The 25363-nt window shown below is 44.3% G+C and carries 22 protein-coding genes and 4 tRNA genes; 7 read left to right on the top strand and 19 right to left on the bottom strand.

Translation table 11 applies throughout. From position 1 onward, the window contains the following. Window positions 1-87: 87 nt before the first annotated feature. Window positions 88-276: an LPS translocon maturation chaperone LptM gene (lptM, locus tag HYN51_RS15535; protein ID WP_108900851.1), complete on the bottom strand. Its 189-nt coding sequence runs from the start codon at window positions 274-276 to the stop codon at window positions 88-90. 78 nt (window positions 277-354) lie between these two features. Here lptM and cyaY point away from each other — a divergent pair, with 78 nt between their 5' ends. Continuing rightward, the gene (cyaY, locus tag HYN51_RS15540; RefSeq protein WP_108900852.1) at window positions 355-678 is read left to right on the top strand and encodes an iron donor protein CyaY; all 324 of its coding nucleotides are present in this window, start codon (window positions 355-357) and stop codon (window positions 676-678) included. Between the two features lie 166 nt (window positions 679-844). On the opposite strand, the gene HYN51_RS15545 is transcribed toward cyaY, so the two are convergent. Next, window positions 845-3391, bottom strand: coding sequence for a class I adenylate cyclase (locus HYN51_RS15545; protein WP_407936328.1), 2547 nt, complete (start codon window positions 3389-3391; stop codon window positions 845-847). 364 nt (window positions 3392-3755) lie between these two features. Here HYN51_RS15545 and hemC point away from each other — a divergent pair, with 364 nt between their 5' ends. The 5 genes from hemC to HYN51_RS15570 all read left to right on the top strand — a co-directional run bounded on the left by hemC (window position 3756) and on the right by HYN51_RS15570 (window position 8784). After that, entirely contained in the window at window positions 3756-4694 is a 939-nt protein-coding gene (hemC, locus tag HYN51_RS15550; protein ID WP_108900854.1) for a hydroxymethylbilane synthase, read from the top strand. Further along, window positions 4694-5437 carry a uroporphyrinogen-III synthase gene (gene hemD / locus HYN51_RS15555; RefSeq protein WP_108900855.1) on the top strand — a complete coding sequence of 248 codons (744 nt, stop codon included), beginning with the start codon at window positions 4694-4696 and terminating at the stop codon, window positions 5435-5437. Before hemC ends, hemD begins: the two co-directional genes overlap by 1 nt. Before the next feature lie 17 nt (window positions 5438-5454). Then, window positions 5455-6648: a uroporphyrinogen-III C-methyltransferase gene (hemX, locus tag HYN51_RS15560; protein WP_108900856.1), complete on the top strand. Its 1194-nt coding sequence runs from the start codon at window positions 5455-5457 to the stop codon at window positions 6646-6648. A 2-nt stretch (window positions 6649-6650) separates the two neighbouring features. Then, complete coding sequence (gene hemY / locus HYN51_RS15565; protein ID WP_108900857.1) at window positions 6651-7832, top strand: protoheme IX biogenesis protein HemY; 1182 nt, start codon at window positions 6651-6653, stop codon at window positions 7830-7832. A gap of 571 nt (window positions 7833-8403) precedes the next feature. Beyond that, entirely contained in the window at window positions 8404-8784 is a 381-nt protein-coding gene (locus HYN51_RS15570) for a DUF1294 domain-containing protein (RefSeq protein WP_108900858.1), read from the top strand. Between the two features lie 92 nt (window positions 8785-8876). Here the strand turns inward: HYN51_RS15570 and HYN51_RS15575 are convergent. The 4 genes from HYN51_RS15575 to HYN51_RS15590 all read right to left on the bottom strand — a co-directional run bounded on the left by HYN51_RS15575 (window position 8877) and on the right by HYN51_RS15590 (window position 9337). Next, a tRNA-Pro gene (locus HYN51_RS15575) sits at window positions 8877-8953 on the bottom strand. A 39-nt stretch (window positions 8954-8992) separates the two neighbouring features. Further along, a tRNA-Leu gene (locus HYN51_RS15580) sits at window positions 8993-9078 on the bottom strand. 41 nt (window positions 9079-9119) lie between these two features. Continuing rightward, a tRNA-His gene (locus HYN51_RS15585) sits at window positions 9120-9195 on the bottom strand. Window positions 9196-9260: 65 nt separating this feature from the next. Then, a tRNA-Arg gene (locus tag HYN51_RS15590) sits at window positions 9261-9337 on the bottom strand. A 432-nt stretch (window positions 9338-9769) separates the two neighbouring features. On the opposite strand from HYN51_RS15590, the gene sstT reads away from it, so the two are divergent. Then, window positions 9770-10957, top strand: a complete 1188-nt coding sequence (gene sstT / locus HYN51_RS15595) for a serine/threonine transporter SstT (protein ID WP_108902094.1) — start codon at window positions 9770-9772, stop codon at window positions 10955-10957. A 67-nt stretch (window positions 10958-11024) separates the two neighbouring features. On the opposite strand, the gene wecG is transcribed toward sstT, so the two are convergent. The 13 genes from wecG to rho all read right to left on the bottom strand — a co-directional run bounded on the left by wecG (window position 11025) and on the right by rho (window position 25344). After that, complete coding sequence (gene wecG / locus HYN51_RS15600; protein ID WP_108900859.1) at window positions 11025-11753, bottom strand: lipopolysaccharide N-acetylmannosaminouronosyltransferase; 729 nt, start codon at window positions 11751-11753, stop codon at window positions 11025-11027. A 9-nt stretch (window positions 11754-11762) separates the two neighbouring features. Continuing rightward, the gene (gene wzyE / locus HYN51_RS15605; protein ID WP_108900860.1) at window positions 11763-13133 is read right to left on the bottom strand and encodes an ECA oligosaccharide polymerase; all 1371 of its coding nucleotides are present in this window, start codon (window positions 13131-13133) and stop codon (window positions 11763-11765) included. Continuing rightward, on the bottom strand, window positions 13133-14221 hold the full coding sequence (locus HYN51_RS15610) for a TDP-N-acetylfucosamine:lipid II N-acetylfucosaminyltransferase (RefSeq protein WP_108900861.1): 1089 nt from the start codon (window positions 14219-14221) through the stop codon (window positions 13133-13135). Before HYN51_RS15610 ends, wzyE begins: the two co-directional genes overlap by 1 nt. Then, complete coding sequence (gene wzxE, locus HYN51_RS15615) at window positions 14218-15468, bottom strand: lipid III flippase WzxE (RefSeq protein WP_108900862.1); 1251 nt, start codon at window positions 15466-15468, stop codon at window positions 14218-14220. The genes HYN51_RS15610 and wzxE overlap by 4 nt, the downstream gene beginning before the upstream one ends. A gap of 1 nt (window position 15469) precedes the next feature. Next, complete coding sequence (gene rffA / locus HYN51_RS15620; RefSeq protein WP_108900863.1) at window positions 15470-16600, bottom strand: dTDP-4-amino-4,6-dideoxygalactose transaminase; 1131 nt, start codon at window positions 16598-16600, stop codon at window positions 15470-15472. 42 nt (window positions 16601-16642) lie between these two features. Next, entirely contained in the window at window positions 16643-17356 is a 714-nt protein-coding gene (gene rffC / locus HYN51_RS15625; protein WP_108900864.1) for a dTDP-4-amino-4,6-dideoxy-D-galactose acyltransferase, read from the bottom strand. Next, window positions 17334-18215: a glucose-1-phosphate thymidylyltransferase RfbA gene (gene rfbA, locus HYN51_RS15630; protein ID WP_108900865.1), complete on the bottom strand. Its 882-nt coding sequence runs from the start codon at window positions 18213-18215 to the stop codon at window positions 17334-17336. Before rfbA ends, rffC begins: the two co-directional genes overlap by 23 nt. A gap of 114 nt (window positions 18216-18329) precedes the next feature. Further along, entirely contained in the window at window positions 18330-19403 is a 1074-nt protein-coding gene (gene rffG, locus HYN51_RS15635) for a dTDP-glucose 4,6-dehydratase (RefSeq protein ID WP_192878419.1), read from the bottom strand. Beyond that, window positions 19394-20656, bottom strand: a complete 1263-nt coding sequence (gene wecC / locus HYN51_RS15640; protein WP_108900866.1) for a UDP-N-acetyl-D-mannosamine dehydrogenase — start codon at window positions 20654-20656, stop codon at window positions 19394-19396. The genes rffG and wecC overlap by 10 nt, the downstream gene beginning before the upstream one ends. Further along, window positions 20653-21783, bottom strand: a complete 1131-nt coding sequence (wecB, locus tag HYN51_RS15645) for a non-hydrolyzing UDP-N-acetylglucosamine 2-epimerase (RefSeq protein WP_108900867.1) — start codon at window positions 21781-21783, stop codon at window positions 20653-20655. Before wecB ends, wecC begins: the two co-directional genes overlap by 4 nt. A 66-nt stretch (window positions 21784-21849) precedes the next feature. Beyond that, complete coding sequence (gene wzzE, locus HYN51_RS15650) at window positions 21850-22893, bottom strand: ECA polysaccharide chain length modulation protein (RefSeq protein WP_108900868.1); 1044 nt, start codon at window positions 22891-22893, stop codon at window positions 21850-21852. A 21-nt stretch (window positions 22894-22914) separates the two neighbouring features. Continuing rightward, window positions 22915-24012 carry a UDP-N-acetylglucosamine--undecaprenyl-phosphate N-acetylglucosaminephosphotransferase gene (gene wecA, locus HYN51_RS15655; RefSeq protein ID WP_108900869.1) on the bottom strand — a complete coding sequence of 366 codons (1098 nt, stop codon included), beginning with the start codon at window positions 24010-24012 and terminating at the stop codon, window positions 22915-22917. Window positions 24013-24084: 72 nt separating this feature from the next. Beyond that, window positions 24085-25344 (bottom strand): transcription termination factor Rho, encoded by a 1260-nt coding sequence (gene rho, locus HYN51_RS15660; RefSeq protein WP_047782390.1) that lies wholly within the window; start codon window positions 25342-25344, stop codon window positions 24085-24087. Window positions 25345-25363: the final 19 nt, after the last annotated feature.

Consider the following 25363-nt stretch of genomic DNA (forward strand, 5'->3'; position numbering starts at 1 on the left):
CTGATACAACGGAAATACCCTGAATGTCCGAATCACGCCCCCTGTCGGTTACGTGATAAAAGTAAACTTTAGCGGATAAACCAACGATTACTCTTTGGTAGCGCTATCAACCTGAGTATTATTTTCTGTTTGTGCAGGTTGTGATTGTGTCGGTTTTAGCGGAGACTCCTTCTTAGGTGGCTCATCTGTTGGCATATATAAAGGCCCTTTCAAGCCACAGCCAGCAAGCCAAAAGGTGGTTAGTACTAAGAGTGAGCAACGAAAAAATGTATTCATTAAAATAAGCCTGTGATTCATTTTGTTTAGCCCTCTATAATCGCAGCTAGATCACGAAAAGCAATAGGAATTCTGATTATGAATGATACTGAGTTTCATCAACTGGCCGAAAAACTGATGCATAACATCGAAGAAGCCATTGATAGCATCGATAGCGATGCCGATATTGATTATGAAATCAATGGAGGGGTGATGTCACTCTCTTTTGAAAATCGCACTAAGATTATCATTAACAAACAAGAGCCTATGCATCAAGTCTGGCTAGCAACCAAAAGCGGTGGATACCATTTTGACTACCGTGGTGGTCAGTGGTTTTGCGATCGCAGCGGTCAGGAGTTTTTCTCCGTGCTGTCAGAAGCCTGTACTGAACAAGCCGGTGAAGAAGTTTATTTGCGGGATTAGGTGGGGAGTCATTCGGGGGCAGATTGGTATGGCTCCCGCTTACAGGACCTGAAACCGATACCGGTTATAGTGTAAACCGTTTTCTTTCAGCATTGTACTACCTTGAAAAATACATCATCGAGAGCCAACACACTGAATCGATTACCAATTATTTGATACAGATAAATCAAAAAGTATGACTAAGAAGAATATCTTTTTTAGTCATCGGTACCGATGACGCACTCAGCGGTGAAATTGAGTTGCTGTTGAATGGGATGACGCGAGCTTCGCCCTCTGACTGAATAATCTGATAAAACTGTGGCAAGTTAAAGTTGACCGAACCAGAGCCGTAAGTAAAACGTTCATGGGAAGACGCGTAGAAACGGCTGACATCGCACACCAATTCTTCAATCCCACCCTGACAGTTCAAATACACTTCAACCCGGTTTAACTCATCCAAAATATAGATATTGAAGCCCTTATCCGTATCTTCAAAGAAGAACTGGATAATCCCTTCGCTGGCGGAACCATCAATAATTTCGGGTAAATGTTCCTGACCCGCTTTTAGCTGAACAGGTATTCCGTTCAGCTTATTATTGGAAATTGCACCATAAAACTCGACGGCATTTTCCAATTTCTGCACCGAAACGCTCAAACGCTCAAAGAATAAACCCCAGGTTTGCCCTGCAAGACGTAATGCTTTAAAACGGTTTGAATCCTGACGAGTACTGGATAAACGCAAACTAATGCATTCCAATACCAACTGTTGTAAACGTGTCTGAATTAACCCTCGCAGATGCTGGCTATAACAAAAGACGTCTACTGATTCAGGCGGCAGAGCATCCTGATGCATCTTGCCCAGAATAGTTTTCAGCGCTTCGATTACCGCTTGGCTACCGCTGAAATGCAGAGTACGAACTTCATTCCATGAATTACGGTACAGTAAATCTACGCTACCTATCAGGCACTGCTCTTGATTGCCAAAACTGAATACATCTAATTTGCCGAGGTCAAACGGCGGGGTATTTTGCTGTAGCAGAGATTCTGTCGGATCATTTTCCAGATTAACAATGAGCGCCAAATGCCGAATTTCACAGGGGCTGTAGAGCGCCTTCGGCGTAGGAGCAGGTACTCTTAATGGAAAATGTTTAGCAATATCAGCAACAAACATCTGTAATTTTTCATCGCTGCAATATTGGCTATTTTTAACATGCAGGCGCGTATCCGGCGTCAACAAACCATTAAAATAGCTCCAAGCCACCAGCTTGCTCAAGTAGCGGTTATACTCCAGCGGCTGATGCCCAATAATAGCGTCAACCTGTGGAGCCTGATTATACAAATACCATCCGGCACGATTTGCCCGATCAATAGGCACCTGAATAAATGTGAGATTTTTTTCTGACAGATCCGGTGATATCTGTGGATTCACTAAAGTAACTTTACCCGGCAGAGCCTCAAAGGCGGCATATAACTTACGGGTTAGTACGCCAATATCTTGTGGGCTGGCACTAACGCTTAAATTATTACGGCGGGCAAAACGAATCAGGTTGCGGTAACTTTGCATCAAGGCATCCAGCAACTCATTATGAGCATCACGGACGCGTTCAATTTTCCAGTTGGCGCGATCGTCTAAAATCTGCATACGCTCCATATCCCAGCCCCAGTCACGAGTTAACTGGCTGAGAATTTCCCGGCGCCAGTTGCCCTGAAGCGGAATAGCTTCCGTCGATTCAGACAGCCGTTCACACACCTTCATATAAAAACAGCGACGAACCAGATCTAGACGAGTGTCGTCACCAATCGCCTGTAAGTAGGTGGTCACTCTTTCCAGCATCATGTAATAAGCATCCAGACTGAAAGAGTCCAGTTCACCATTATGCAAACGCTGTTTAATGTCTATTGCCAACAGTTGCGACTGTGGGTATTGCCACGAGTAGGTTTCAAGCAGCAAGGTTTTCAACACCGCTTTATAAGGTGAGTCGATACTTTTATACAGTTGCCACAGGCTGGCACCAAAATACTCTTCCGCAGACAGGGAGCCTAAACCACCCAAATCTATCCACTCATCACGCTGTAGCGTTTCATCAGCAAACAGCGCGGAAACATACTCTTCGTAATTCATCTCCTGTTCATCCGGAACGATGTTCCATAAAACAGGCTTACCGGCTAAACGCACTGCACTACGATAAAATTCATCCAACAACAGAATATGCAGGGTAGAACCACAATCTTCATTATCCAGCTTACCGCTCTGATTTTGGCGGAAGCGGTTTTCATCAATCAAAAAGAAGTTAACTTCTACACCTAGCGAGGCGGCCCACTGCGCTAGTAACAGGCATTTTGCCTGCAAAATAGTGCGTTCGTTGCCGTTCAGCCATGACTGATGACAAATCCAAATATCCAGATCGGAAAACTGGCTTTGCCCGACGGAGGAAGTGCTTCCCATGCTGTAAACGCCGGTGATAGGTAACGACTGGCTAGCATGTTGATTAAGAGGAATATCGGCGCTCTGACAGAAATTCGTCAGATACTGGACTTGTGCTTCATTGGGCGTATAGGCACAGATACCGTTAGGAACGATTCCATCCTGATAACCCGGCATTTTCGGGTGGTGATAATGCAAAAAAACGGGCAACATCGTATAAACCTGCTGAAAAGCAGATCCCATATTCGCCATAGCCCGATCGATACGTAATTGATTTAACGTATCCAATCGCTGCTTTAATAAAGTCATATTAAGATGCAAGACGATTTGCCTGATTAATTCCCAAGATGGTTAAAGGAACTGCATTCTGGTTGCCCGTCCATTTAGCAAATACAATCGTTCACTGATTGCCAGAAACGTGATCAATTTAACACCTTGTGAGGTAGGCGTAAAGGTATTGCCCCTCCTCTCACTGCATCCCACACTACTTTGTTCACAATTCAATACAACATTCGAGGTAGATATCAGACCTTCCTGCTGAATAATAAATAATTTCAGCAAAAAGCATCGATACTTTATTTTATTTCAAATATTGATAATTATTATGCTGCGCTGACACCCAGTGTCCCAACTGATAGAATGAGACGACATAATAAAAAGGTAATGATAAAGCATGTCTACTAACACTATCCGCATTGCGACTCGTCAAAGCCCGCTGGCGTTATGGCAAGCACACTACGTCCGGGATCGTTTATTGGCTTTTCATCCAAGCCTGACGGTTGAACTGGTCACGATGGTGACTCGCGGTGATATCATTTTGGATACCCCTCTGGCTAAAGTGGGTGGCAAAGGGCTGTTTGTTAAAGAGCTAGAAATCGCCATGCTGGAAGGGCGGGCTGATATCGCCGTTCATTCAATGAAAGATGTCCCCGTCGCTTTTCCTGAAGGCTTAGGTTTAGTCACCATCTGTGAGCGCGAAGACCCGCGTGATGCGTTTGTATCTAACCACTTTAATTCACTGGATGATTTACCGGTCGGCAGTATTGTTGGTACCTCAAGTCTGCGTCGCCAGTGCCAACTTCGTGCTCGTCGTCCCGACCTAGTCATCACTGATTTACGGGGTAATGTCGGTACTCGCCTGAGTAAATTAGATAATGGCCAGTATGATGCCATCATTCTGGCCGCTGCGGGCTTAAAACGCCTGAAGCTGGAAGCGCGCATCCGTCAATTTATGACACCGGAAGAATCTTTACCGGCGGTAGGCCAAGGTGCCGTGGGTATTGAGTGCCGTCTTAACGATCAGAGAACCCGTGAATTATTAGCGCCGCTAAACGATGCTGCAACGGAAACGCGAGTCATTGCTGAACGAGCTATGAATGCCCGTCTAGAAGGCGGATGTCAGGTACCCATTGGCAGCTACGCCGAGCTGGAGGGCGATCAACTTTGGCTTCGCGCGCTGGTTGGCGCACCGGACGGCAGTAAAATGATTCGCGGAGAGCGCCGTGGCCCCGCTACTGATGCAGAAACGATGGGAATTGCTCTAGCTGAAGAACTCCTCAATCAGGGAGCAGATGACATTTTGCAACGCGTCTATCAGGATAGCCAGTCCTGATGACCATATTGGTTACGCGCCCCTCCCCTGCCGGTGAAGAGCTGGTTAAACAACTCATTGCGCAGGGGGTTAGTGCTTGCCACACCCCATTGATTAGCTTTGCTCCCGGTGATGCGCTCAGTAACTTACCTGATTATCTGAATAATTTACGTCCGGGCGACTTACTGATCGCCGCCTCCCAACATGCGGTATATTACGCAACGGACAAATTACTCGAAGAATGTCACGGTTGGCCGGATAATATTGATTATTTAGCTATCGGGGAAAAAACGGCCAGAGAACTTGAAAAAGTGACAAACTGTCCAGTGGCTCGCCCTGAAGGTCGCGAAATCAGTGAGCAACTGCTAAAATTACCCCAATTACAGTATGTTGTCGGTAAAAAAGTGTTAATTTTACGCGGAAACGGTGGGAGGCCTTTTCTAGCAGAACAACTTAAAAAACGGGGAGCTGAAATAACGTTCTGTGAATGTTATCAACGTCACCCGATACCTTATGATGGCGAAAAACTTTACCATCATTGGCAACAGATGAACGTTAACACACTGGTAATTACCAGTGGAGAAATGTTACAACAGCTGTACGAATTGGTTCCTGAACGCTATCGTAATTGGTTACTTAGTTGCCAACTGCTGGTAGTCAGTGAACGACTTGCCGATCTGGCCAATACATTAGGCTGGAAGCATTGCCAAATTGCAGATAATGCAGATAACGATGCGCTATTGCGTGCGCTACAACAAATTTAACTACGGGATGTGCCAAGATGACGGATTCTACGACCCCATCAGCACCAGTTGAACAAGAGAACGTGTCAACTGAAAAAGAAACAAATACTCAAACGCCAAAAGTCAGGCAAGGTAGCCGGTCTGGTGTTGCATTAGGAGCGATTGCTATCGCTTTAGTCATTGCTCTTGGCGGTGGTCTTTATTACCACGGTCATCAATGGGCTGCATCCCAACAGGCAACAATACAGCAGTTACAGGCTCAAATTGATACACTGAAAACCGGTCAATCTAAAGAAGATGGCCAACTATTAGCATCGCAAAATGAATTTACTCAGCAGTTGAAAAACAGCGAGAAACAGATAGCCGAGCAAAATAATAAGCTGAATGCTCAGATATCAACCTTGCAAGAGCTACAAAATAAGGTCACGACTATTGCCTCCAGCGATAGTAAAATATGGCATCTGTCTGAAGCAGATTTTCTGGTCAAAATGGCTGCGCGTAAGCTATCAATTGAGCAAGATGCAGCGACAGCAATTAATATGCTAAAAAGCGCAGATAAATCACTATCTGAATTTAATGACCCAAGTTTAGGCGAAGTCCGTCAGGCTATTATTCAGGATATCAATTCCATTTCAGCGGTAAGTCAGATTGATTTTGACGGGATAGCCCTGAGATTGAATGAACTCTCTGATCAAGTGATGAATCTGCCATCCGCCAGCACCGATTGGGATAACGCGCCGCTGGATAAAAGCAGCACCGAAGTTAGCGGTGAGTTGAAAGACTGGCGTCAGAATTTGAAAAACAGCTGGCATAGCTTTATGTCAGAATTCATCACTATTCGCGACCGTGATGTTCCGGCAAATGAGCTAACTAGCCCACTATTAACGCCAGATCAAGATACCTATCTGAGAGAAAACCTGCGGTTAAAATTGTTGATTGCGGCCAGAGCGGTTTCCCGTCATCAAAGCGAGATCTATCAGCAATCGCTGGACAGCGTTTCCACTTGGGTTCGAGCCTACTTCGATCCGGATCACTCATCAACCAAAGCGTTTTTAAGCCAACTCGATGAGCTCACCCAGCAATCCATTAATCTGGATGTGCCTAAAGAACTGAAGAGCCTATCGTTGCTGGATGCTATAACGAGACAACGTACTCGTGATATCGCACCACCCGCTTCAACTACGGCTCCAGCGCCGGAATCAACCCATCCATCCAGTCATCAGGGGGGTTAAACATGCTGCGTTTACTCTTTCTATTATTGATACTGGTTGCAGGTATAGCTGTAGGCCCGATGCTGGCGGGGCATCAGGGCGCGGTAATGATCCAAACGGATAATTACGACATCAAAATGAGCGTGACCGGTCTTGCGATCCTTATCGCACTACTGTTTATCGTTCTGTTTTGTTTTGAGTGGATTTTACGCCGTATTTTCCATACCAGTGCTCGTACTAAAGGTTGGTTTATTGGTCGTAAAAGTACTCGTGCACGTAAACAAACCCGTGCAGCTATGCTTAAGCTGACCGAAGGTGATTTCTCTCAGGTTGAGAAATTACTAACCCGTAATGCCGACCATGCGGAACAACCGGTGGTGAACTATTTATTGGCAGCTGAAGCCGCGCAGCAAAATGGTGATACCCAACGGGTAAATGATTATTTGAGCCGTGCTGCAGAGTTAGCAGATACCGATCAACTGCCGGTAGATATTACCCGTATCCGCATTCAGTTAGCGCAAAATGAATATCACGCCGCACGCCACGGTATTGATCAACTACTCAATGATGCTCCACGCCACCCGGAAGTACTGCGTCTGGCTCAACAGGCCTATCTAAAAACCGGCGGCTACGCCTCTCTGCTGGAAATCATCCCTTCCATTGAGAAAGCCAAGCTTTACGATGAAGATACGCTGGAGACCTTACGTCTTGATACTTACATCGGTTTAATGAATCAGGCAATGTCTGAAGGTGGTAGCGAAGGATTGAAGCTATGGTGGAAGAATCAGCCACGTAAAGTGCGCAATAACCAAACTCTTCAGGTTGAACTGGCTTCCCATTTCATCGACTGTGATGATAACGATCAGGCACAAAAGATCATTTTGGATGGATTAAAACATCAATATGATGAAAGACTGATTCGGTTAATTCAAAAGCTAGAATCCGGTAATCCAGATCCGCTGGAAAAAGAGTTAAAAATGCAGATTCAGGAACACGGCGCAACCCCATTACTAAATAGTACACTGGGGCAGTTGTTAATGAAGCACGGCGAGTGGAAGCAAGCCAGTGAAGTGTTGAAACAAGCTATTGAGCAGCACTCTGATGCCAAAGACTATGCCTTACTGGCAGATGCGCTGGATAAACTAAACCGCACGCAGGAAGCCACACAAATAAGGCGTCAAGGGTTAGCACTATCCCTGAAGTAGGAAATTTGATCGCAATGAAACGGGCTCAGAATATGGGCCCGTTTTTATTTTTATCTCAAATGTCCTGCCTGATTTAATCATCAGGCAAAAAAAAACACTTGCCTATAGGGGCAAGTGTGAGAAAAAAATCAGGTCAAAGGACAACATGGTGGTGTCTCACTCAACGTTATGTCTAATGTTTGATGACAATGTCATCATAAAGCTAGACGATAGACACCATTACTCGGCTCTGCATCATTCATTGGATTATGAAGTGGTCCTTAAACCAACTGTCATAAAAAGGAAAATGAGCATCTACATATAGGATTTAGCACTTATCGTGCCAACTTTTATTAATTCAGATTGAAATGAACAATTAATAAAATAACATGTTGATTATAAATGAATTATTTATATTCTCTATTTATGCCATTATCATCGTATTTTTTACACGAGGTACGAAGTGTATAAACAAGATGTCTCTTTTTAGAGACATCGAATGCTACTTATATATTTCACCATTATAATCAATGTATTAAATGTCTTTTAGTAACGACAAAGCAGAGAAAAAACCGAAGAGATCAACGACAGTATGAATTCACGAACAGATACCAACAAAAAATACCGAACGTTCAGTTTCACTATTCTACTGGTGATTATCCTGTTCTGTTCTACCATTGCCCTAGCATTTTGGTTTGGCTGGCTACCATTACAGGTTGTGATTTTGTATACCGCATTGAGCCTAATAACGTTTTTGTTCTATGGCAAAGATAAGTCCGCCGCAAAGAAACATACTTGGCGCATCAAAGAAAGTACGTTGTTATGGTTGGGTGTAATTGGTGGATGGCCTGGAGCCCTGATGGCACAACAATTATTTCGCCACAAGTCGAGCAAGAGATCGTTTCAATTAATGTTCTGGCTTACCGTTATCATTAACTGTGCAATATTAATTTGGTGGTTAAGAAGTCGATAAAACCAAATGAGTTAAACAGAAGATCAGGGGATAAACCACTTGTTAAAACGTAGATAAAGAAAAACCCTGCAATATGCAGGGTTCTCAAAATTTGGTCGGCGAGAGAGGATTCGAACCTCCGACCCACTGGTCCCAAACCAGTTGCGCTACCAAGCTGCGCTACTCGCCGAATCAGGTACTACTTTTTATTTGTTATTTTAAATTCGTGTGGTGCGAAGAGAGGGACTTGAACCCTCACGTCCGAAGGACACTAACACCTGAAGCTAGCGCGTCTACCAATTCCGCCACCTTCGCAGTTACACAAAAATCTAAAACTTACTATACTAACAAATTAATGGGGTGGCTAATGGGACTTGAACCCACGACAACTGGAATCACAATCCAGGGCTCTACCAACTGAGCTATAGCCACCATAAATTCTTTGCTCAACCCGGCATCCAAACCTTGGACATTCATCACGCCCTGCGCACTGTTTATGGCGCGCCCGACAGGATTCGAACCTGAGACCTCTGCCTCCGGAGGGCAGCGCTCTATCCAGCTGAGCTACGGGCGCGCAGTGCGCCGTTGCGGATGAGGATACTACGGATTTCGAACCCATCTGTCTAGCCCTTTTTTCAGGATTTTTTCTAATTGCTCACTTCATCAACGATTCGACTACTTTTTTATCATAAAACAAGGGTAAAACGCATTTTACTAAGAATTAATTTATCTTTATTACTAATTTTTGCTTCCAGAATTCCTCAACCTCTTTTAAAGTCAGCATCAGCGAATGAGAAATACATTCGCACACTAATAAAAGCAAACACAGATTTCTGATCGGCTAAACATCACCACACTAGGTGACAATACTTTATTGGCGCCGAAAATCGATCGGAAAGACAGGCTTAGGAAATAATATCTATTTTAGGGACCATCCACAGTGAGTAACATAACCAAGCCATTAGGCTTTCTACGCGGTAGCCTCGTTACCCAAATATTAATCGGCATGCTGGCTGGCATCATTCTAGCACTCGTATCACCAAACGCCGCTCAAGCCGTTGGTCTTTTAGGTAATTTGTTTGTCAGTGCGCTGAAGTCCGTTGCACCTATTCTGGTTTTTATTTTGGTTGCCTCTTCTATCGCCAACCATAAGCAAGGACAAAAAACCAATATGCGGCCAATCGTTGTGCTGTATCTGATTGGTACTTTTGCTGCTGCATTAATTGCCGTTTTAGGCAGTTTTCTGTTCCCTTCAAAACTGCTTTTAGCCACCACGAATGCTTCACTAAGCCCCCCAGGAAGCGTAATCGAAGTTCTCCATGCGGTGTTGTTTAAAATGGTGGATAACCCTATCAGAGCCCTTATAGAAGCAAACTATATTGGCCTTCTGGTCTGGGGTATTGCATTAGGCGTAGCTCTACGCCATGCATCTGATACCACTAAAACCGTAGTCAGCGATCTCTCTTACGGTATTACCTTTATTGTACGTCTGGTAATCCGCTTTGCTCCTATCGGTATTTTTGGTTTAGTCGCCGCCACGCTGTCAGATCCAGAAACAGGGTTCTCCGCGTTTCGTGGCTATGCCCATCTGCTGATGGTATTAATCGGATGTATGGCAGTGGTTGCGCTGGTACTTAACCCACTCATTGTATTTATTATCACGCGTCAAAACCCATATCCATTGGTGTTTACCTGCCTGCGTGACAGCGGCATTCCAGCCTTCTTTACCCGCAGTTCAGCTGCAAATATTCCGGTCAACATGACCCTGTGTAAAAAACTGAAGCTTAAAGAAGAAACCTACTCCGTTGCCGTTCCTCTCGGTACCGCTATCAATATGGCGGGGGCCGCAGTGACTATCACGGTATTAACATTAGCGGCTGTGTATACTTTAAATATCGCGGTTGATATCCCAACTGCATTACTGCTGAGTGTTATTGCCTCCATATGTGCCTGTGGTGCGTCAGGCGTCGCTGGCGGTTCTTTACTGCTGATTCCAGTAGCTTGTAGCATGTTTGGTATCCCGAATGAGATCGCTATGCAGGTTGTTGCGGTGGGCTTCATTATCGGGGTTCTGCAAGATTCGGTAGAAACCGCAATTAACTCATCAACAGACGTGGTATTTATAGCTGCTGTTTGTAAAGCTGAAGAGCAAAAAGAAGCTGCTATGGCGACCTCTGCAGTAAAAGAAAGCTAATTTTTGGTTGAATTTAAACGATAAAAAAAGCCCTTAAGGGCTTTTTTTATTGGCAGTAATTTATCAACTAAAGACGATTGGTGTAATGGTAAACGACATACTTAAACAGCTTAAACTGTCGACGCCAACGGGTTGGCTGGGCTAGCAAACGATATAACCACTCCAGCCCCATGTCTTGCCATACCTTTGGTGCACGCTTAACATGACCGGTAAACACGTCATAGGTTCCACCGACGCCCATATACAGTGCGTCAGCATAGATTTTACGGCAATCGCGCATAAACATCTCTTGCTTTGGCGATCCCATAGCAACCGTCACGAATTTGGCTCCACTGGCACGGATACGTTCAAATAGCGCTTCACGCTCTTCCGGTTTGAAATAACCATCCTGACTACCAACAATATTCACATTCCACTGACTTTTCAGCTTTTGCTCAACCTCTGTCAATATTTCTGGTTTTCCTCCCACCAAAAATACCGGTACTCCCTGCTTTCCCGCCTGTTCCATTAGCGCTTCCCAGAGATCGGCACCAGCAACGCGCTGTACATCCGCATCCGGATATTTACGACGAATGGAACGTACGATACTGATTCCATCAGCATATTTATACTCAGCCGCATCAATCAACTCACGCAAAGGCTTATCTTGCTCTGCGGTCATCACCTTCTCTGCATTGATCGCAACCAGCGTCCCGGTTTTCATATCGCTATCGTCAAACAGATAGTCGACAAACTGAGCCATGTTACGAAAGCCCCATATATCAATACCGCGAATACTATATTTAGCAATATTCACACTACTCTCCTAACCTGCTTTCGCATTATCAATTTTTACCTGACCAGAAGACAGAGAACAACGGACTCGCTGGCGTATCATGCCGCAGGTGTCAAACACCCAATACAGCAGCTTAGCAATTATCAGACATAGCCCAAATATCAGTGCAAAGAAAACAACTCGGGAAACGAAAGAATCTAAACCTTCCCGGGCTAATACAATAATGTTAAAAACCGCACCAAAGCAAAATGCCTGCATAATGGCACCTTTATAGCGGTTAGTTTCAGTCCGACCCTTCTCATATACCCAGTCAAACCATTTAATAATTAAACCTACCAACACCGCCCCTAGAGGGATAAACCAAACGCCCCCCATCACCACCAGAGAGCCTATCAAGGTTGGTGATATCGCCAGGCCAGCGTGATAGTCCAATACTTCCCAGGTAAAATAATTTGCCGTATTCACGACTAAATTAGGTCGATCGGGCCATAGCCAGCTGGGAATAAACACATAGAAATCACGAACAATGGGAGCCAAGCCCTGAAACTCTATCTTGTCGTAATTTTGCAAAAGTAATGCCAAATTCTCCCACGGGGAGAACGTATCTCGAGTGAGATACAAGAAGGTATAAAATGCTTCCGCACCAGATACGTTCATGCCATAACGTTTTAACGCCAACCAGAACATGCCAACAACACCAGCAACACCCGCCATTACCAGCATCCACAATGTGATGTGCCCGCGAGCAATGCCGATAAACAGGAATAGAGAGAAAGCAATTAGGATATTTGCCCGCGTCCCACCGACAACAACATAGGTCAAAACGCCAAAGGCGACGGTACTAATTAAAAACAAAAACCAGCTACGGGTATTTTCCTTGAGGAAATAGACAACCAGCATGGCAGGAATAAAGAAATAGAAAAAACGTTTTAGTGCTACACCAGAAACATCACTGGAGAAAATCTGGCTATATTTTTCTAACTTAAACAGTAAAAAACCATTTTGCAGGAAGAATATTCCAACGGTAGTTATCGCTACCAACGCTAACAGTATCCAAGTTAGATTGGTTTCAACACGATTCATGGTAAATAGCGCAGGACGAGGCTTATCACTCGGCTTTAATAATCGGGTTTTATAGCAAACATAATAAATAGCATAAAAACAGGTTGCTGAAAGTAACGCATTAAGTAAGGAATCCACTGCAACCACTTGTACATCAAACTGAAAAACCAGCACACACGTCAGCGGGAAGCCAAAATAGAAGGTCAATAAATAAAGCAGTGAAAATAATATGTTAAAGTTAAAGCGTACCGTTCTAAACTCTTTATAAGTTAAAGTCAGAATAAATATCAGTGATATCAGGTAAACAACAAACAAACCACCAAACTGTGCAGGTTCCATTATTTTACCTCTCCAGCAGCCACAACAAGCGCCTGCTTCCACCCACTAATATAATTAGGATTAAAAAAGGCAATATGGCTTTTATCCAGTGTAGCGGTTTTTTCTTGAATCTCCCGAACCGTTTCCATCTCTATGCTATCGCCATAGAACAAAAATGGGATCTTCTGCTCCTGAAGATCGTTCCAGAATGGATTATGACGACTCACAACAAAAGGTACACCGCTTTGAATCAGCAAACAAAGCGTACCAATTCCCTGCTGGCGATTAAAAATGAAATAGCCTAAATCACAGCCAGAAAGAATGGATAAGTATTCATCAAAAGGAATTTGCTCAGTCAACAACATGACCTGCCCCTGAGGAAATAATTCTACCGCTTTAGCACTAATCTCTGAAATATAGGTATGGTTATTCGCTGGATATCCCAGCGGGATAATAATTTTAACCTGCCCTTTATCAAATTGGCGGTGAATTTCCTGCAGTACTTCAATATGGCGATTAGTACGATCGCCAGAATTACCCACCAGAATCGTCAACGTTTTTTTATGGCTTTTATCAGTTAGCGAAGGTTGATAGGAGGGATCCATGCGGGTTGGAAAATAGAGCAATGAGCAAGACGTATCAGGATGCCGCTGTTGGTAATGCATCAAATCACCCCGGGTAGCGAAAACATGCCCTACTTTTCCCTGAGCAAAGCGGCGTAACCGATAAAACAGGCGAAACTTCCAACGGGTGGAGTCTTCATACAAATCGGCCCCCCAAACGTGCCAACTAACACGTTTAGGATTAATTTTACTGAATAGCAGAGCAAGCCATAATTTGGTATTAAATTGACCGTGGAGTAAGAAACGCGCTTCTGGGTCAACTTTTGCCCGTGCGATCACTGCCTGAGCTAATGATGCTTTATCATCATAGCTTTCAATCTTCAACTGGTTAAATGACTCAAATGACGATGCATCCTTTGCAGCAACCATAAAGTGTTGCACATACTCATGGGGCACTTGTGCTGATAAAACATCGTTAAAAAAACGCAGCACCGTTAAATTATGGTGGGGTATATCAGAACCCAATATATGAATCAAAGTCGTCATAATCTTCTACGGTAAATAAAGAAAACACAGCTACAAAGTACAAAATAGATGATATAGGTAGCCATATAAGATTGGGCTGCACCCACGGCACCATTCTGCGGTATCAACCAATGTGAAAATCCGGTTAGTAAAGCAAACTGGCTCACTTCCGTTAGGATATAAAACCGTAATGATGCCTTAGCAATGACCAAATAACCAAAGACATACGAACCTACTTTCAACACATCGCCCACCAGTTGCCAAGCAAACAGATCGCGCATTGCGACAAACTTGCTGGAAAACAGCAGCCAAATGGCAAAATCACGCAATAACCAAACGCTAAAACTAACAATAGCCACGACAGGTAAAACAAAACGCAGTGAGCGTAAAATTTCTCGTGAAATGTCAGACTTATTGGTCAGGCGAGAAAGGGTGGGAAGCAGATAAACAGTAAACGAAGCAGTAATAAACTGTAGATAAGCATCGGAAATACTGCTGACCCCCTGCCAAATACCAACATCATCCCAGCTATAGTGCTCTGCCAGCAGATTACGCATCATCACATAAGCAACAGGTAACGTCACAGAGGTAATTAATGCCATGATGGTAAATTTGCCCAAGCTACTGGCTAGCGCCTTATCCCACATCGGCTTCAGATAACCAAAAGGAATCGTTTTTCTGCGCCACAGAATAAAACCAGCAGGGATAACCACCAGCGCGGGAACCAGCGCCAAGCCGGCCAATGCGCCTTCATAACCGCCCAGATAATAACAAACCAGATATCCCACTACGCCAAACAGACTACCGCCAATCACACCAAGAGCATTACCTATCGCATCACGATAGCCTTTCAAAACGGCTAAGAAGAAGTTTGCGTAGGCAATCCCTATCTGAATGAATGCAACCGCCCTCACCACATTCTGATATTCAGTATGACCAAATAACCCTACGCTGATAGGCTCGGCAAAGAGTAAAAAGATGACCGCCAACAGAGTGGAAAAACCTAGCACAATACTGGCGGATGTTCCCAGTGCTTTGCGCAGCTGTTCAGGCTCTTGTTGGTATTGTGCTACGTAACGCGTGATACCATTAAATATCCCAGCCCCCGATAGCACGCCCAATACGGTAATTAACTGGCGAAAATTACCTGCCTGCCCTACACCGCTGGGGCCAAAAGAGACGGCCAACAATTTAACGATCAATAACCCCATGCCGATCTTAATCAGCGTGGAGGCGGCAGTCCAAATTGATGCTTTAGCCAAAGACATATCAGGCGAAATAACTCAGAATCGTATTGATGACAGTCCGTTGATTAATGTCTGTCATATTAAAGAATAACGGTAAACGAACCAGGCGATCGCTCTCTTTAGTGGTATAGCGATCTTCTCCATGGAATTCACCATACTTTTCACCAGCAGGGCAAGCATGCAGGGGAATATAGTGGAATACAGCCATAATTTCCGCTTCTTTCAAATAACTGATAAAACGGGTGCGATCCTCTACATCATTCAGCTTAATATAAAACATATGTGCATTTTGCTGGCAGTTTGATGGAATCGTTGGCAATTCAATCCTTCCCTGTGCAGCCAAAGCCTTAAATGCGTCATAGTAGTTGTGCCATAGTTGCAGACGACGCTGGTTAATCGGATCTGCGGCTTCCAGTTGACCCCACAGGTATGCAGCCTGTAAGTCAGCCATCAGATAACTGGAGCCAATATCACGCCAAGTATATTTATCTACCTGACCGCGGAAAAATTGACTACGGTTAGTCCCCTTCTCACGAATAATTTCTGCCCGCTCAATCAGCGCAGGATCGTTAATTAACGTTGCCCCACCTTCGCCACCCGCCGTATAGTTTTTCGTTTCATGGAAGCTAAAACAACCAATATGACCAATGGTACCTAATGCTTTACCCTTATAGGTTGACATCACGCCCTGAGCCGCATCTTCTATCACATACAGTTTATGCTTTTTAGCTAAAGCCATAATGGTGTCCATCTCACATGCCACACCAGCATAATGAACCGGAACAATTGCTCGGGTCTTTTCAGTAATCGCTGCTTCAATTTTAGTTTCATCAATATTCATGGTATCCGGACGGACATCCACGAACACCACTTTAGCGCCACGCAATACAAAAGCATTAGCCGTTGAAACAAAGGTAAAACTTGGCATGATCACTTCATCACCAGATTTAATATCCAGTAATAATGCAGCCATCTCTAATGAAGCAGTACACGATGGCGTTAGCAACACTTTATGGCTGCCAAAATGTTGTTCCATCCACTGCTGGCAGCGACGGGTAAAGCCACCGTCACCACATAATTTACCGCTACTCATTGCGGCTTTCATATATTCGAGTTCTGTACCAACAACCGGAGGAGCATTAAAAGGAATCATTTTTTCACCTGAGTAATTTGTTAAATAGACATCTATAAATCGTTATCTGTATAGCCAATATGCTGTGCTATTGATGCAAGCACCGCTACGAATATAAAGGCGCAAAGCTGCAAGATTTCCCATCTGGGTAGCAACACAGAGGTGGCTCAATTTTCGTGCCACACACCAATTTTTCGCTACCTTTATCAGCTCAAGACCTACGCCTTTATTGCTACAGCCTGGCCAAACAGCTAACAGACCTACACGCCCTTGGTTATCACCAGTATCACGTAACGTCACAAAGCCCTGAGGATGCCCCTCTTTATCCTCGAGTATCAGACAACTATGGTCGAAAGTCCCTAATACGGCTTTTTCAACCCATAACGCATAGAAACGACCACTATCGCTATTCTGATACCATGGAGCACGAAATCGACTCAGGCGGAAAGCATCTGATGCGACCGCTCGTAATGCGGGTATATCCTGTTCTGTAGCCAACCGGCAGGAAAATAGTAGACTGGGTGAACTGTCAATTACAGCATCAAGTGATACAACAAAATCCACTTCACCTTCAACCAGTTGAAAATCCAATGCGCTTAAAGTATCGATCCAGTCACCACGCGACGCAGGCACTTTGGCCTGAACCAATTGGAAACCAGACAACATTTGCACATCTAATGGGCTAACAGCCGATTCGCTAAAATTCAGCTTAGCGGTAGAGAGCGAAAAGAATTCGCTCTCCCACTCAAGAGGCTCAATATTGGCGTGGACGGACATTGAGCAAATCCTGCAAATATTTTCCATAACCTGTTTTGGCCAGAAGCTTCGCCGTTTTTAATACGCTTGCATCATCTAACCAACCATTACGCCAAGCTATCTCTTCCAGGCAGGCAATTTTAAACCCTTGTCGTTTTTCTACCGTTTGTACAAAGGTGCTAGCCTCAACTAGACTATCGTGCGTTCCTGTATCTAACCAAGCAAACCCCCTACCAAGCAGTTCAACATTCAACGTACCTTGCTCGAGATACATTTGGTTAATACTAGTAATTTCCAGTTCACCACGTGGAGACGGCTTGACCTGCTTCGCTAATTCCACCACTTGATTATCGTAGAAATAGAGCCCGGTAACCGCCCAATTTGACTTAGGTTTAAGCGGTTTTTCCTCAATCGACAGTGCCCGGAAATTGTCATCAAATTCAACAACACCAAAGCGTTCCGGATCCATCACCTGATAGCCAAAAACGCTTGCGCCCTTGTCGCGGGTAACAACATTACGCAGTTTTGAGCTGAAACTTTGACCAAAAAAGATATTATCACCCAAGACCAAACAGCAGGAGTCACCGTTAATAAACTCTTCGCCGATCAGAAATGCCTGCGCTAATCCATCCGGACTAGGCTGGGCTGCATAGCTGAGTTTAACCCCAAACTCTTCACCAGTACCAAGCAAACGCTGAAATGACGGTAAGTCTTCCGGGGTAGAAATAATCAAAATATCCTGAATTCCCGCCAGCATCAGCACGGAAATCGGATAATAAATCATTGGCTTATCATAAATAGGGAGCAGCTGTTTTGATACGCCGCGCGTAATTGGATACAGTCGGGTACCTGAACCACCCGCTAAAATAATACCTTTCATTGACATCACCATTTCCCTAGCGCTTGTATTAATCGAAAGCCAGAGATATTACATAAATAGAATATAATGATTGGGAGCTCAGCTTTAGACTCCCAGGTTATTTTGTTATCAGAACTATGATTTCAAGCCAATACGCTCTCTGGCATAACTTCCATCCTGAACGCGTTGCCACCATTGTTGATTCGCCAGATACCAAGAAACTGTCTTACGGATACCTGACTCAAAGGTTTCTAATGGTTTCCAGTTCAGTTCACGCTCAATTTTGCTGGCATCGATTGCATAGCGCATATCATGGCCTGGACGATCCGTTACGTAGGTAATCAGATCCTCATATTTAGCTACGCCTTCAGGCTTTGATGGCGCTAACTCTTCCAGTAACTGGCAAATGGTACGCACGACTTCAATATTTTTGCGCTCATTATGACCACCAATATTATAGGTTTCACCAATAACACCTTCAGTGACTACCTTATATAAAGCCCTGGCATGGTCTTCAACAAATAACCAGTCCCTGACTTGAGCGCCATTACCATAAACCGGTAACGCTTTTCCTTCTAATGCATTCAAAATTATCAGAGGGATTAACTTCTCAGGAAAATGATATGGTCCATAGTTATTAGAACAATTCGTCACAATGGTTGGGAAACCATAGGTACGTAGCCAAGCTCTGACTAAATGATCGCTGGATGCTTTAGAGGCAGAATAAGGGCTGCTCGGTGCATAAGGCGTTGTTTCAGTAAACAAGTCTGTCGTCCCGTGCAAATCGCCATAGACTTCATCGGTAGAAATATGGTGAAAACGAAACGCTTGCTTCAGTGCCGTATCCAGCCCCATCCAATAGTGGCGAGCGGCCTCAAGCAACGTGTAAGTTCCAACAATATTAGTTTCAATGAACGCTGCAGGACCATCAATAGAGCGATCTACGTGGCTCTCAGCCGCCAAATGCATCACTAAATCCGGTTGATATTGTGCAAAAATGCGATCTAGCGCGGCTCTGTCACAAATATCTACCTGTTCAAAAGAGTAGCGGTCACTATCAGACACTTCCACCAATGAATCCAGATTTCCGGCATAAGTCAGCTTATCAACCACCAATACGCTATCTTTGGTATCCTGAACAATATGTCTCACTACCGCAGAGCCGATAAAACCGGCTCCGCCAGTGACTAAAATCTTTCTCAACGCCATACCCCTTTTGTATCAATAATCCACTGTTGCTTAACTTGTTCTGGGCTAATCGCCTTAAACTGACGATGATCAACCAGCATGACCAAAACATCTGCGTCAACCAGCGCCTTCTCGGTATCGGTTAAACACGCTTTTTCAGCTAATATTTTTGGTAATTGATGAACGTTTGGCTCAACGGCCAGCGTTGTTCCTGCATGCCAGTCAGCGATCATGTGGGTAATCTCTAGCGCCGGACTCTCTCTCAGATCGTCAATATCCGGTTTAAATGCCAGACCAAAGCAAGCAATTTTAATCTCTGCCGCACGTTTGCCGGTAGCCGTCAGGCAATCTGCTACCGCAGATTTCACTTTATCCAACACCCAATAAGGTTTGCCATCATTCACTTCACGAGCAATACGAATCAAACGTGCATCTTGAGGATTTTGCGCCACAATAAACCATGGATCGACAGCAATACAGTGACCACCAACACCAGGTCCCGGCTGCAAAATATTAACCCGAGGATGGCGGTTAGCCAGACGAATCAGCTCCCATACGTTAATGCCTTGATGATCACAAATCAGTGACAGCTCGTTGGCAAAGGCAATATTGACGTCGCGGAAACTGTTTTCGGTTAATTTACACATCTCCGCAGTGCGTGAGTTGGTAATAACACACTCGCCTTTCAGGAAAATTTTATATAACTCGCTAGCACGATCCGAACAGCGGGGTGTCATACCGCCCACTACGCGGTCGTTTTGAATCAGTTCTACCATCACTTTCCCTGGCAATACACGCTCAGGGCAATAAGCGATATTAATATCAGCCTTTTCACCAGCCAGTTGAGGGAAAGTAAGATCCGGACGAGCGGCCGCCAACCAACCAGCCATCTGTTCAGTCGCACCAACCGGAGAGGTTGACTCCAGAATAACCAGATCTCCCTTCTTCAATACGGGTGCAATAGACTTAGCAGCTGCTTCCACATACACCATATCTGGCTCATGATCGCCTTTAAAAGGCGTTGGAACTGCAATCAAAAATGCATCCGCAGCTAACGGTTTAGTCACCGCCTGTAAGCAACCTGCATCAACGGCTTCTTTAACTACTTTATCTAAATCAGGCTCAACAATATGAATCGCACCGCGGTTAATGGTATCCACCGCGTGCTGATTAATATCTACGCCAATAACCTTTTTTTTGCGCGACGCAAAAGCGGCTGCAGTAGGCAAGCCAATATAGCCAAGACCGATTACTGAAATTGTTTCAAAACTCATAGCTTCACCTGATTATTTTTTAAAGCATCGAGAATACGCTGACAGGCTTTTCCGTCACCGTAAGGATTATGTGCCCGGCTCATTAAGTGATATTCATTTTCATCCGTTAATAGCCGGCTCACTTCTTCTAAAATCAATGCAATATTTGTACCAACTAATCTAACCGTCCCTGCAGAAACCGCTTCCGGACGCTCTGTGGTTTTACGCATAACTAAAACCGGCTTGCCTAAAGAAGGGGCCTCTTCCTGAATACCGCCAGAGTCAGTTAAAATTAAGTAAGCGTGATCCATCAAATAAACAAACGGCAGATAATCCTGAGGTTCAATCAAGATCACGTTATCAATATGACTCAGGATACGCTTAACCGGCTCTCTGACATTCGGATTAAGATGTACCGGATAAACTACCTGCACATCAGGATGGGTACGAGCAATGTCAGCCAACGCACTACAAATCCGCTCAAAACCATCACCAAAACTTTCCCGACGATGGCCCGTGACTAGAATGATTTTTTTATCCTGCTGCAGGAAAGAGTAACGTTGCTCCATCTCCTGTTTTAATTGAGCATCATTATGGATACGATTACGTACCCAAAATAAAGCATCAATCACCGTGTTTCCTGTAACAAAAATACGGCTGTCAGGTATCGCTTCCGTTAATAAATTTTGCTTTGACGTCTCTGTTGGAGAAAAATGATACATCGCCAGATGGCCCGTCAGTTTGCGGTTTCCTTCTTCTGGCCACGGAGAATATAGATCGCCAGTGCGTAAGCCAGCCTCAACGTGCCCAACAGGTATGCGCTGATAAAAAGCCGCCAAACTGGTGGCAAGAGTCGTGGTGGTATCACCATGAACCAAGACCACATCCGGCTTAAATTCTTCCAAAACCGGTTTTAACCCTTCAAGTATACGACAGGTAATTTCTGTCAAACCTTGCCCCGGGCGCATAATATCCAGATCGTAATCAGGTTTTATATTGAATAACTTAAGTACCTGATCCAACATCTCCCGATGTTGAGCCGTCACACAAACTTTCGACTCAAAATAGTCATCATCAGCCAATGCATGCACTAATGGAGCCATTTTAATTGCTTCAGGTCGCGTGCCAAAAACAGTTAACACTTTCACAGAGCTATCTCTTTAAGTCAGTTATCACGGCAGTTACGCCATTCAGGTGCCCTAAGGCACCTATCCTTATCGTATTTCTTTTTTACGTCTGCGAGTCAGTGCAATTCCAGCACCAACTAGCGCTCCCACCCCACCCCACATAATCAGCAGGAATAGACGGCGAGGTTTATCTCGGGTAATTGGGTCCTCAGGCGTCCGCAAATAACGATATGCTTTAAACTGGTTATCCAATTTCGCCCCATCATTCAGAGAAGACAGCACCGCACGATCGTGATCGTAATCATTCTCAAAATCAGGACCATTCGCCTGCAATGCCTCGTATCGAGCCTGAAGCATTGGCTTACCTAATAAAAACAGTTCGGAGTTAGGCAATTGATCTGCTGGAACCGCAGTTTGAGAACGTGTGATCCCTTGTTGCTGAGCAATGGTTAGTGCCTGTTGTAAGCGTTTTAATTCTCGTTGGTATACTGCATTCGCCATTTGTTCCTGACGCTGAATCTGGCGGGCAAGGGACGTTTGACGTACTGACCAAGTACCTTGTAATTCTGCATTTAAACCCGATACTGCGCGCTGATTAGCAAAATTTATATACTGCCGCAGTAGTTGGTTTGCATCGCTTGGTGTTTCAGCAGTCAATTTAACACTATCGTTTACCCCTTTCTTATCGTCCTTAGGAATAAAAGCAATATTGTTAATCAGCTCATCCAGCACTACCGCATCAGCACGCACATCACCTGACTGGTGTTGCTTGTAATAGTCGGACTGTAACCAAAAATCGCGACGAGTATCATAGGAAGAGAGCTGCATGATAAATTCGCTGTAAACGTCTTCCGCAATAGGTGTTTCTACCACCGCGGCATTATTACTACTGGTTCTGATAAGACCGCGTAGAAACTGCTCTTGTGAATAGTAACCACCAAGCATACTGACTGTCGGTTTATCAGTAATTGCCGTAGTGCTCCACTCCTGTTTGACTACATAAGAGTAACCTAAAGCAATAGCCGCAAAAATAATGGCAATACCAACAATCCATATTTTTCCGTACCATAATGAATAACACAGACTACGAATATCTAATTCATTATCAACTGACTGGATCTCTGATTTCATGTCTAAGACAAAAGCCTCTGGTTAGGAAATTCGCTGATTTTCATGAGTTCGCCGCATACGGCGCTTCGTGCGTTTAATAAAACGAGCCACGCGCCAAGCATGCTTAATACAAAAGCCATACAATACAAATACAAGCAAGAATAGTGCCAACATCATCCATTCAGAGATAAAAAATAGGTGTTCCCCGGCAACACCTATTGTTGCCAAGAGTGCTGCCGCCAACGTAATCAGCACAAACGCCTGACGGGAGGTGAAACCTGCTCGCATAATGAGATGATGAATATGCTGTCGATCGGCAGCAAATGGACTCATGCCTTTACGTAACCGACGGTACATAATGGCAATCATATCAATCAGAGGAATCGCAATAACCCACAAAGCAGTCACAGGATTCATTGGATGACCGACACCTTGGGTGCTCTGCAGTAAAATCCAGATAACGGTGAAACCAATTAGCGTACTGCCGGCATCACCCATAAACACTTTGTAACGCTTACCAAACGCACCTAGGTTGAGCAATAGATAAGGAATAATAGCGACAATAATAGCAAAGCACCAATAACCTAAAAATGCTTGTCCATCAATGACTAATAAAACACCTAAAGCACCAAAAGTGACACACCCTAATCCGCCTAGTAGGCCATCAATACCATCAACCATATTGAAAGCATTAATTGCAGCCCATACGGCAAACAGCGTCACCACATAACCAACGGGGCCAAGCACCAGCTCCCACGGCCCTAAAATAAATCCCAGGCTATGGAGATACAAACCAGCAAAAACCATCATTGAGATAGCTACCAGCGCTTGCACTGTTGCCCTGAACTTAACACTAATATCAAAACGATCGTCAACAGCACCAACTAAAACTAAAATCCCGGCACAAATAAGATAAATGCCGGGTTGCCCGATCTCATTCCAGTTAAGAAAAAGATACAGGCAAATCCCGGCATAAACAGAAATCCCACCAACTAATGGAATGACACCCTGATGGCGTTTCCGATAATTTGGTTTATCTACTAAGCCAATACTTTTAGCTACTTTGCGCGCAATAAATATAAAAGCCAGAGAAAACAAAAAGACGATAATAAGATCGCCACTCATACTGAGTAAATTCACGATTAACGGCTCTCGATAAAGTTTATGAGTATCAGAATATTACTCTAATACTCATAACTATTTAACTGATTATTATGAACGCTTCATCATATCGAAGAATTCATCATTAGTTTTCGTCATCGCTAACTTATTGATGAGGAATTCCATTGCGTCAATTTCGCCCATAGGATGGATGATTCTACGCAGGATCCACATTTTCTGTAATTCTTCTGACGTTGTCAGCAATTCTTCTTTACGAGTACCAGAACGGTTGTAATCAATAGCAGGGAACACACGTTTTTCTGCAATCTTACGAGATAAGTGTAACTCCATGTTACCCGTACCTTTAAACTCTTCGTAGATAACTTCATCCATTTTAGAGCCAGTATCCACCAATGCCGTAGCAATAATGGTCAGACTACCGCCTTCTTCCACATTACGAGCAGCACCAAAGAAACGTTTTGGGCGATGTAGGGCATTCGCATCCACACCACCAGTCAATACTTTTCCTGAAGCAGGTACAACCGTATTGTATGCGCGGGCTAAACGGGTAATGGAATCGAGCAAAATGATTACGTCTTTTTTATGTTCAACCAGACGTTTAGCCTTCTCGATAACCATTTCAGCAACCTGAACATGTCGAGACGCTGGCTCATCAAAGGTTGAAGCCACAACTTCACCTTTTACCAGACGTTGCATTTCTGTCACTTCTTCTGGACGTTCGTCAATCAGTAGAACCATCAGTACACAATCAGGATGGTTATAAGCAATGCTCTGTGCGATGTTTTGCAGCAACATGGTCTTACCCGCTTTTGGCGGCGCAACAATCAAACCGCGCTGACCACGACCAATGGGTGAGGCAAGATCTAAAACGCGTGCGGTTAAATCTTCGGTAGAACCATTACCACGCTCCATCCGCAGACGAGAGTTAGCATGTAATGGCGTTAAGTTTTCAAACAGAATCTTATTACGGGCGTTTTCTGGCTTATCGTAGTTAACTTCATTAACTTTCAGTAATGCAAAATAACGTTCACCCTCTTTCGGCGGACGAATCTTTCCTGAAATGGTGTCACCAGTACGTAAGTTAAAACGGCGGATTTGACTAGGGGAAACATAGATATCGTCTGGACCTGCGAGGTAGGAGCTGTCTGCTGAGCGGAGGAAACCAAATCCATCCTGCAATATTTCCAGCACACCATCGCCAAAAATATCTTCTCCACTTTTCGCATGCTGCTTAAGAATCGAAAAGATAATATCTTGTTTGCGCATACGGGCTAGGTTTTCCAGCCCCATATTTTCGCCGAGAGTAATTAACTCAGAGACCGGCGTATTTTTTAGTTCGGTAAGATTCATAATGGTGGGTTCTTTAACT

It is taken from the genome of Limnobaculum parvum (assembly GCF_003096015.2).
Lineage (GTDB): Bacteria > Pseudomonadota > Gammaproteobacteria > Enterobacterales > Enterobacteriaceae > Limnobaculum > Limnobaculum parvum.

What these genes read in the sequence shown, in the direction of transcription:
- sstT (WP_108902094.1), top strand. Translation starts at nt 9,770, where the DNA reads ATGCTGGCTGGCATCATTCTAGCACTCGTATCACCAAACGCCGCTCAA.
- hemD (WP_108900855.1), top strand. Translation starts at nt 4,694, where the DNA reads ATGACCATATTGGTTACGCGCCCCTCCCCTGCCGGTGAAGAGCTGGTT.
- hemY (WP_108900857.1), top strand. Translation starts at nt 6,651, where the DNA reads ATGCTGCGTTTACTCTTTCTATTATTGATACTGGTTGCAGGTATAGCT.
- HYN51_RS15545 (WP_407936328.1), bottom strand. Translation starts at nt 3,391, where the DNA reads ATGACTTTATTAAAGCAGCGATTGGATACGTTAAATCAATTACGTATC.
- rfbA (WP_108900865.1), bottom strand. Translation starts at nt 18,215, where the DNA reads ATGAAAGGTATTATTTTAGCGGGTGGTTCAGGTACCCGACTGTATCCA.
- cyaY (WP_108900852.1), top strand. Translation starts at nt 355, where the DNA reads ATGAATGATACTGAGTTTCATCAACTGGCCGAAAAACTGATGCATAAC.
- wecC (WP_108900866.1), bottom strand. Translation starts at nt 20,656, where the DNA reads ATGAGTTTTGAAACAATTTCAGTAATCGGTCTTGGCTATATTGGCTTG.
- hemX (WP_108900856.1), top strand. Translation starts at nt 5,455, where the DNA reads ATGACGGATTCTACGACCCCATCAGCACCAGTTGAACAAGAGAACGTG.
- wzyE (WP_108900860.1), bottom strand. Translation starts at nt 13,133, where the DNA reads ATGGAACCTGCACAGTTTGGTGGTTTGTTTGTTGTTTACCTGATATCA.
- rffA (WP_108900863.1), bottom strand. Translation starts at nt 16,600, where the DNA reads ATGATTCCTTTTAATGCTCCTCCGGTTGTTGGTACAGAACTCGAATAT.
- wzxE (WP_108900862.1), bottom strand. Translation starts at nt 15,468, where the DNA reads ATGTCTTTGGCTAAAGCATCAATTTGGACTGCCGCCTCCACGCTGATT.
- wzzE (WP_108900868.1), bottom strand. Translation starts at nt 22,893, where the DNA reads ATGAAATCAGAGATCCAGTCAGTTGATAATGAATTAGATATTCGTAGT.
- rffC (WP_108900864.1), bottom strand. Translation starts at nt 17,356, where the DNA reads ATGTCCGTCCACGCCAATATTGAGCCTCTTGAGTGGGAGAGCGAATTC.
- rho (WP_047782390.1), bottom strand. Translation starts at nt 25,344, where the DNA reads ATGAATCTTACCGAACTAAAAAATACGCCGGTCTCTGAGTTAATTACT.
- rffG (WP_192878419.1), bottom strand. Translation starts at nt 19,403, where the DNA reads ATGGCGTTGAGAAAGATTTTAGTCACTGGCGGAGCCGGTTTTATCGGC.
- HYN51_RS15610 (WP_108900861.1), bottom strand. Translation starts at nt 14,221, where the DNA reads ATGACGACTTTGATTCATATATTGGGTTCTGATATACCCCACCATAAT.
- lptM (WP_108900851.1), bottom strand. Translation starts at nt 276, where the DNA reads ATGAATACATTTTTTCGTTGCTCACTCTTAGTACTAACCACCTTTTGG.
- HYN51_RS15570 (WP_108900858.1), top strand. Translation starts at nt 8,404, where the DNA reads ATGAATTCACGAACAGATACCAACAAAAAATACCGAACGTTCAGTTTC.
- hemC (WP_108900854.1), top strand. Translation starts at nt 3,756, where the DNA reads ATGTCTACTAACACTATCCGCATTGCGACTCGTCAAAGCCCGCTGGCG.